Below are 6645 nucleotides of genomic sequence, written 5' to 3' on the forward strand. Positions count from 1 at the left end.
TCCAGGTAGATCGCGAGAGCGCGAACCGCATTCAGCCGACGATCGACGCGGGCGAGCGAAGGGGCGTGGAACGCTGCGACAACGCCGCGATCGGAGCGAACGCGCGAACGGCAGGGAACGACCAGCCGCAGACGCTCCGCGCACGAACGTCGCCGGGAGGACGGAGGCGCCGGTGCATCTCGCGCACTTGTGCCCGCGGAATCGAACGCGTCCAGACGCCGAACCAGGCGACGTCGCCGTCGAGCCGGTCCTCGAAGCCGAAGTCGTCGCGCCAGCCGACGGTGATCGCCGTGGCGGGGACGTTCCAACTCGCCGGACCGGCGGCGCTCGGCGCGTCGTTGCGGTCGACGAACAGACGCATCGCTCCGCTTTCGTACTCCGCCGTGATCCAGCGCCAGCGACCGGCCGCATACGCGGTCGACGTCGTCAGGACGGTCGACGAGGCGCCGGAATGGACCGTGAAACGAAGCGTTCCGCCCGCGAGCGACGTCAGGCTGAACGAGCGCTGCGTTCCGTCGTCGGCCGCGATCAGCGTCTGCTGCGTCGCCGCGGTTCGCAGTCGAACGAGCAAGCTGACCGAGAACTCGGTCGACGGCCAGGCGAAGTTCGAGTCGTGCGCAAGGCCCTCCGCTCCGCGAAAGGCCCAGACGTCGACGCCCATCTCCGGAGCGCGAACCGTGCGCGGCGGCGTCGCGCCGATCAGCGTCGTCGGCGATGCGATGCCCCCCTGCTGTCGCGTCGACAGGGGAACGTTCGGCAGCGGAGCGCGAAGGGCGTTCTCGCGTCCGCTTCCGATCAGGCGTTCCCGGCGAATGGCGTAAGTCGAGATCAATGGTCAGGCTGCTTAAAGGAGGATCTTGTGTGCCACGGCTGGCTTGCCCAGCCGTGAGCGCGACGTTCCCCGTAAAGCACGGCTGGACAAGCCAGCCGTGGCACACGGAGGCGCAGCGATCAGACGATCCGCCGCAGTTCGGTGGAGATCGGGACGTAACGGACCTGGCTTCCTGCCGCGAGCGTCAGGCCGGTGACGTTCCGCACGACGACCGACCAGTAAGGCGGCAGCACGCCCTGCCAGACGGACGCGAGCGACCAGAGCGGCGAGCGATACGTCAGGCCGCCCGCGTCGGGGCAGTCGAGCCGCCCGACCAGGACGAGGTTCGACGGATCGCGCATCGTCACGGCCCCTTCGACGCCCGACGCGTTGTCGGTGAACAGACTGCCGTCGAGCGAAGCGGCGGCCCACAGGAAGACCGCCTGCTCTCCTACCGGCGTTCCCGTCGGCAGCACGACGGTCAGCTCCAGCAGGACGTCGGCGTATCCTTCGCCGGCGTTGGAGACGAAGTCGCTCTGTCGCCCTGCCGTGCCCGAGGTCGCGAGCGAGGCGAGGTTGATCGAGAGCGTCTGCGGAGCGCCGTACTTCAGTCGCGTCTGGTGCATGAGGAACCTTGAATGCTGTCGGCGATTTCTCGAATCATCTCAGCGGGGGTACGAAAGTCCCCCGAGCCCGTCGGGCGGGATCAGGGAGACCCGCGTCCCGCGCAAGGGCGTAAGTCTTCAGGCGGCGCCGCGGGCGGAAGGGGCGTGCGCTTCGCGCCGACGCTCCGCTTCTTCGAGCGCGGCGGTGCAGAGCGCGATCACCCGCGTCGACTCCCGCACGACGGCGGTCGATTCGCGCTGCGCCTGGCGGCACTCGCCGCAGACGCGTTGCAGGGCCTCCAGGCGTCGACCTTCGACGCGCTCGGCCAGTTCGAGCGAACGCTGCATCTGTTGATCGCGCAGCTCGCGCTCTTCCCGCAGATGCTTAAGAAACCAGAAGACGAGCAGCGCGAGCGCCGAGAGGCTCGGCGTCTGTTCGGCCATCGTCCACAGGGAGCTTTCGTCGATCACGTGCAACCTTTCCAGGGATGAAGCATTTTTTCGTAGTAGTCCGTCTAACGTTCGATGTCAGGCATTCGGCGGGTGCCACTGGCTCCGCCAGTGCCCCGCCCCGAAATCTCGGTCAACCGCGTTGGGCGATCGAAACAGCCACGGCACTGGCGGAGCCAGTGCAACAAATTGCACGGGCCGTTTTGGATTCGTCTTGTCCGTAAATGCAGCGATCTTCCAGACTTACCTTTTCTCGTCGCCAAACGAAGAAAGGGGCAGGTCATGGAAGATCGCTTGTGGGAAATCGTCGTGCAGTTCGTGCCGGAAGACAAGTCGCCTTCGTCGTACGTCTACTCCTCGCGAGAGATCGTCGCGGTGATCCTCTGGGCCGTGCTGCACGACCGACCGATGTGCTGGGCCTGCCAGGCGGAGAACTGGCCGAGCGAACGCCGGCCCGCACGCATCCCCGACCCCAGCACGATCAGCCGGCGCTCGCGAAAGCCTGAACTCCTCGCGGCTCGCGAAGCGACCCAGGCCGCGATCGCCGAGCGTCTGGGCGAGCCGACTCCGACGGCCGCGATCGACGGGCAGCCCTTCCGCGTCAGCGACTACAGCCGCGATCGCGACGCCAAGAACGGACGGGCGTATCGCCGCTTCGGACGAGGCTACAAGCTGCATGCCGTCGTCGACGGGCGGGGCGTCGTGCTGCGACATGAAGTGCGACCTCTCAACGAACAGGAGCGAGTCGCGGCCAAGCGTCTGCTGCCTCCGCTCGCTCCGCGCGTGCGACGCGTCTTCGCCGACGGGAACTACGACAGCGGTCCGATCCACGACTGCCTGAAAGGGACCGGCATGAAGTTCTACTGTCCGCTCATCAAGAACTACGTCAGCCCCGGCGGTCACCCTCGGCGGAAGGTCGTGCATCGAATCATGAACCACCCGCTCGGCGAACGGATCCGCGTCGCCCGCGAACATATCGAGCGACAATTCGGGAGGATGACCAACCTCGGCTTCGGCCTGAAGGGCCTGCCCAACTGGGCGCGAAGGCTGCATCGAGTCGATCGCTGGATCAGCCATAAGATCTTGCTCCATCACGCTTACCTGCTCCTGCGAGCCGAAACCGCGTGATGCAATATGCTGCAGTGGCACCCGAACGCCTTCGATAACCCTGACATCGAACGCTAGACGGTCCAGTAGGTCAGGCATTGCCTGACGGCTACTTCGATCGGGTTCGCTTCTCGTCGCGATATGACTCGGGCATTTAGGTTCCGACCGGCGCTCGGCATGCCCACCCTTCCTTCGGAGATGTGGGCATGGCACACAGAGCCAGCAGACATGACGACTAAGGCCAGATCGACCACCACGCCGCTACGCGACGACCCGCGACTGCCGTTCGACCTGGCATTGAAGACAGGGCGCCTTGTCGATCAGGCCGCCGCAGCCGCTGCACCGGACCGGATGCGTCAACTCGGCGAACTCCCCTGCCGGCGTGCCGTCGACGGCCCAGCGTCGGATCCGCTCCTCGGACGCTTCGTCAATTCGCTCCACGTCGGCAGGCGTGAGCTGGACCAGCTCCGCGATCTCCGCGTAGTCGGACCGGCCCATGCGCATCAGCGCCACGGCGCCCAGTTCGCGCCAGTACTTCGGGGGTCGTCTCATCGATGGCTCGCAGGTCGCGTCAGGGCGGCGAAATCGTCGAAGTACCAGTCGGAGGTCCACCGCACGCGGTAGCTGAGTTCGTAACGATCGTCCCCGTCGGGACCGCTGTTCGCCGCGTCCAGCTCCGCCCGCCATTCCCGCGAGCGTGGCCGGCAGGCGCGTCGACAGCGACCGGGGTGCGACTGGTCGCAGCGTTGAATCGACTTCGTGCCGCAGAGCGCGAGCGGAATCGATGACCGTCGCGACACGACCAGCACGAACGGTTCGTCGAGTCGCAGATCCCGGCGGTCCAGCTCCTGATCCAGCCGCGCGATCGACGTCGCGAGCGGGTCGAACTCTTCGTCGTCGAAGGGACGGGCTGCCGCGGCGAGCGTCTGGACGGACATGCCGTTTTCGCAAGGCATCCGTTCGACCTGGTCCACGGCGAGCGTCGCTCTCATCGTTCGTCTGCCTCGCCCCGGTCGCCGCCCGATACTGATCGCTTGTTCAGTAATACTCTATGAGCCGTCCCCTCGGATCGGCAACACTTTTCCTTCCGGCCTCGCGCGGGCCCTGCTCTGCACGAACTCGACGCATCGATCGGACGGGTCTGCCGCACGATCAGCTCGGCGCTTACGGCGCTAAAGCCTGGAGTCCGGCGCTAAGATGAGGGCCTTGCCCGTCTCTTTCCGCTGCCGATCGAACTGATGAGCGAAGCGTCCGGCTCCCTATCGCGCGCCGCGTCGGCGAACGCTTCGCGGCCGGTCGCTCCAGCGAGCGGAACGCCGTGGGGCTGCGCGCTCGCGACGGCGCTGGCCGTGCTGGCGACGATGCTCTGTTGCAGCGGGATGATCTACGTCACTTCGACGATTAATCACGAAGGCGAAGAGTTCTCGCCCCAGGTTTGGGAACGACGCAGCTACCGCTTCGGCGAGCTGCATCCGTTCGAGTACCAACTCTGGGGCGTCACGCGATCGCCGATCGGACGGACCTCGTTCGAGTCCTACCTGGTGGGTCAGAAACTGGTTCCGCTCCAGGCGCAGGCAAGTCGCTGGGACGTCCTGTGGAGCGAGGAGATCTCGCCCCTGTCGTACAAGGACGCCGCCATCCTGACGCGGGCGATTGACGAGATCGGTCCGACGGGCGGGTTCCAGTGGCACCGCTGGTCGCTCGACCATCCGGAGATGGCGAAGGTTCTCTGGCCCTGCGTCGCGTCTCTGGCGGAAGATTACCTGTACGTCTACGTGCCGGAGATTCTGGACCTCGCCCGGGACGCGGAAGATCCTGCCGCGTTCGAACCGGCGTTGCTCGAAAAGATGCAGGCGATTTACACCGACCTCGCCGAAGACGAACGCAAGAGCGGTCGCACGGCCGTCGCCGATCGGCTGGCCGACCGGGCCGCTCTCTTCGCGAAGCCCGACTGGCGGGAGATTCTGTTCGCCGACGCCGTCGAACCGTCAGCCGCGGTCGTCAAGGAATCCAAAATGGATCCCGAGATCATTAAGCCGCTCGTCGTCGAAACGCCAGCCGACGACGACGACGAAGGGGAGGAGAAGAAATCGGAAGGCGAGAGCGACGAGAAGGATGCCGAGGGGAAGCCAGCGGTTGAAGAATCGGCGACCGAAGAATCGACTGTACCCGCAGCGGGATCCTGACGCGGATAGAGCCTGTGTGCCACGGCTGGCTTGCCCAGCCGTGACCGGGGCGGCTAGTACGACTCCGCCCTTCAGATGGTCGATCGACCGCTCGCAGCGTTCGTTAGACGGGCGCTTGCTTCCTTAGTCCGCACGGCTGGACAAGCCAGCCATGGCACACCGACGACTGTCGTGGAAAGTTCGACTGAAGCGTGAACCCGACCGAACCCGTCTATCTCGATCACGCGGCGACGACGCCCGTCGATCCGCGCGTCGCGGCGAAGATCGCGGAGGCTTACGCGGCCCGCTACGCCAATCCGGCCAGCCAGCATGCCGAGGGTCGGCGCGCGCGGCAGGCGCTCGAAGCTGCGCGAGAAGCCATCGCCCGCGGACTCGGCGCGGAGGTCGATCGCTTCGACGCCGATCGTCTGATCCTCACGAGCGGCGGAACGGAAGCCAATCATCTGGCCGTCTGGGGCTTGGCTCGACGTCGGCGGCAGGAGTTGACGAAGCGAGGCCTGCTGGGAGAGATGCGTTGGCCGAACGTAGCGCTCTCAGAAATCGAGCATCCCAGCGTCGCCGCTCTCGAAGAACGGTTGGTTCGCGACGGGTTCTGCGTTCACCGCGTACCGGTAGGCATGGACGGCGTCGTTCGCTTGAGTGCGCTGGAAGGATATCTAAACGCCGAAACCTGTCTCGTCAGCCTGATGCTCGCCAATAACGAAACCGGCGCGATCCAGCCGGTGCAGGAAGCGGCGAAGCTCTGCGCTGCCCGCGGCGTCTGGCTGCACACCGATGCCGTGCAGGCGGTCGGCAAGATCCCGGTCTCGTTTCGGGATCTCGGCGTGGCGGCGATGACCGTCGCGCCCCACAAGTTCCACGGCCCGCGCGGGATCGGCGGCCTGCTTCTCAAGAGCGGGATCGAGCCGGAGCCTTTGCTCCTGGGCGGGTTTCAGCAGGCGTCGCTGCGTGCCGGCACCGAAGATCCGGCGCTGGCCATCGGATTCGCCGAGGCCTTGCGACTGGTTCATGAGGAAGAAGCCGGTCGCCCCGCCCGGCTGGCTCAGGCGCGCGATGCGTTCGAGCACGTGCTCCGCCAGGAGATTCCGAATCTCGAGATTCACGCGGCGTCCGTTCCCCGGCTGCCGACGACCAGTTGCGTCTCGTTTCTGGGCCTCGATCGGCAGGCCCTGTTCCTGGCCCTCGACTTCGCCGGCATCGCCTGTTCGACCGGATCGGCCTGCGCCAGCGGGTCGAGCGAACCCTCCGCCGTGCTCGCTGCGATGGGGGTGTCGCAGGCGGCGTTGTCGAGCGCGCTCCGCTTCAGCTTCGGCGATGTGCAAAACTCCGCTCTCGCCGAAGCATACGCTCTTCGCATCTCCATACTAGTGAACGACTTGCGACGACGGAACGATTCAGGAAATGCGCCCGGTTTCGGACGCGAACGGAAGCGAAAAACGCTATAATCCGGGCTGTCAGGTTTCTCCTCATTCTGCCCGGATGTTCC

The 6645-nt window shown here is 66.0% G+C and carries 8 protein-coding genes; 3 read left to right on the plus strand and 5 right to left on the minus strand.

The genetic code is table 11. The annotated features are described in order from the left end of the window. Window positions 1–31: 31 nt before the first annotated feature. From SH602x_RS24935 to SH602x_RS24945, 3 genes are all read right to left on the minus strand, one after another. Entirely contained in the window at window positions 32–832 is an 801-nt protein-coding gene (locus SH602x_RS24935) for a LamG-like jellyroll fold domain-containing protein (protein ID WP_479474845.1), read from the minus strand. A gap of 119 nt (window positions 833–951) precedes the next feature. Next, window positions 952–1437 (minus strand): hypothetical protein, encoded by a 486-nt coding sequence (locus tag SH602x_RS24940; RefSeq protein ID WP_479474846.1) that lies wholly within the window; start codon window positions 1435–1437, stop codon window positions 952–954. Between the two features lie 117 nt (window positions 1438–1554). Further along, window positions 1555–1887 (minus strand): hypothetical protein, encoded by a 333-nt coding sequence (locus tag SH602x_RS24945; protein ID WP_479474847.1) that lies wholly within the window; start codon window positions 1885–1887, stop codon window positions 1555–1557. Between the two features lie 261 nt (window positions 1888–2148). On the opposite strand from SH602x_RS24945, the gene SH602x_RS24950 reads away from it, so the two are divergent. Then, on the plus strand, window positions 2149–2994 hold the full coding sequence (locus SH602x_RS24950) for a transposase (protein WP_479474298.1): 846 nt from the start codon (window positions 2149–2151) through the stop codon (window positions 2992–2994). 240 nt (window positions 2995–3234) lie between these two features. On the opposite strand, the gene SH602x_RS24955 is transcribed toward SH602x_RS24950, so the two are convergent. Further along, window positions 3235–3525: a hypothetical protein gene (locus SH602x_RS24955; RefSeq protein WP_479474848.1), complete on the minus strand. Its 291-nt coding sequence runs from the start codon at window positions 3523–3525 to the stop codon at window positions 3235–3237. Continuing rightward, window positions 3522–3965, minus strand: a complete 444-nt coding sequence (locus tag SH602x_RS24960; RefSeq protein WP_479474849.1) for a hypothetical protein — start codon at window positions 3963–3965, stop codon at window positions 3522–3524. The genes SH602x_RS24955 and SH602x_RS24960 overlap by 4 nt, the downstream gene beginning before the upstream one ends. A 246-nt stretch (window positions 3966–4211) precedes the next feature. On the opposite strand from SH602x_RS24960, the gene SH602x_RS24965 reads away from it, so the two are divergent. Further along, window positions 4212–5159, plus strand: coding sequence for a hypothetical protein (locus SH602x_RS24965; RefSeq protein WP_479474850.1), 948 nt, complete (start codon window positions 4212–4214; stop codon window positions 5157–5159). 191 nt (window positions 5160–5350) lie between these two features. Continuing rightward, on the plus strand, window positions 5351–6604 hold the full coding sequence (locus tag SH602x_RS24970) for a cysteine desulfurase family protein (protein WP_479474851.1): 1254 nt from the start codon (window positions 5351–5353) through the stop codon (window positions 6602–6604). Window positions 6605–6645 lie beyond the last annotated feature (41 nt).

This window comes from Lignipirellula cremea (assembly GCF_056501455.1).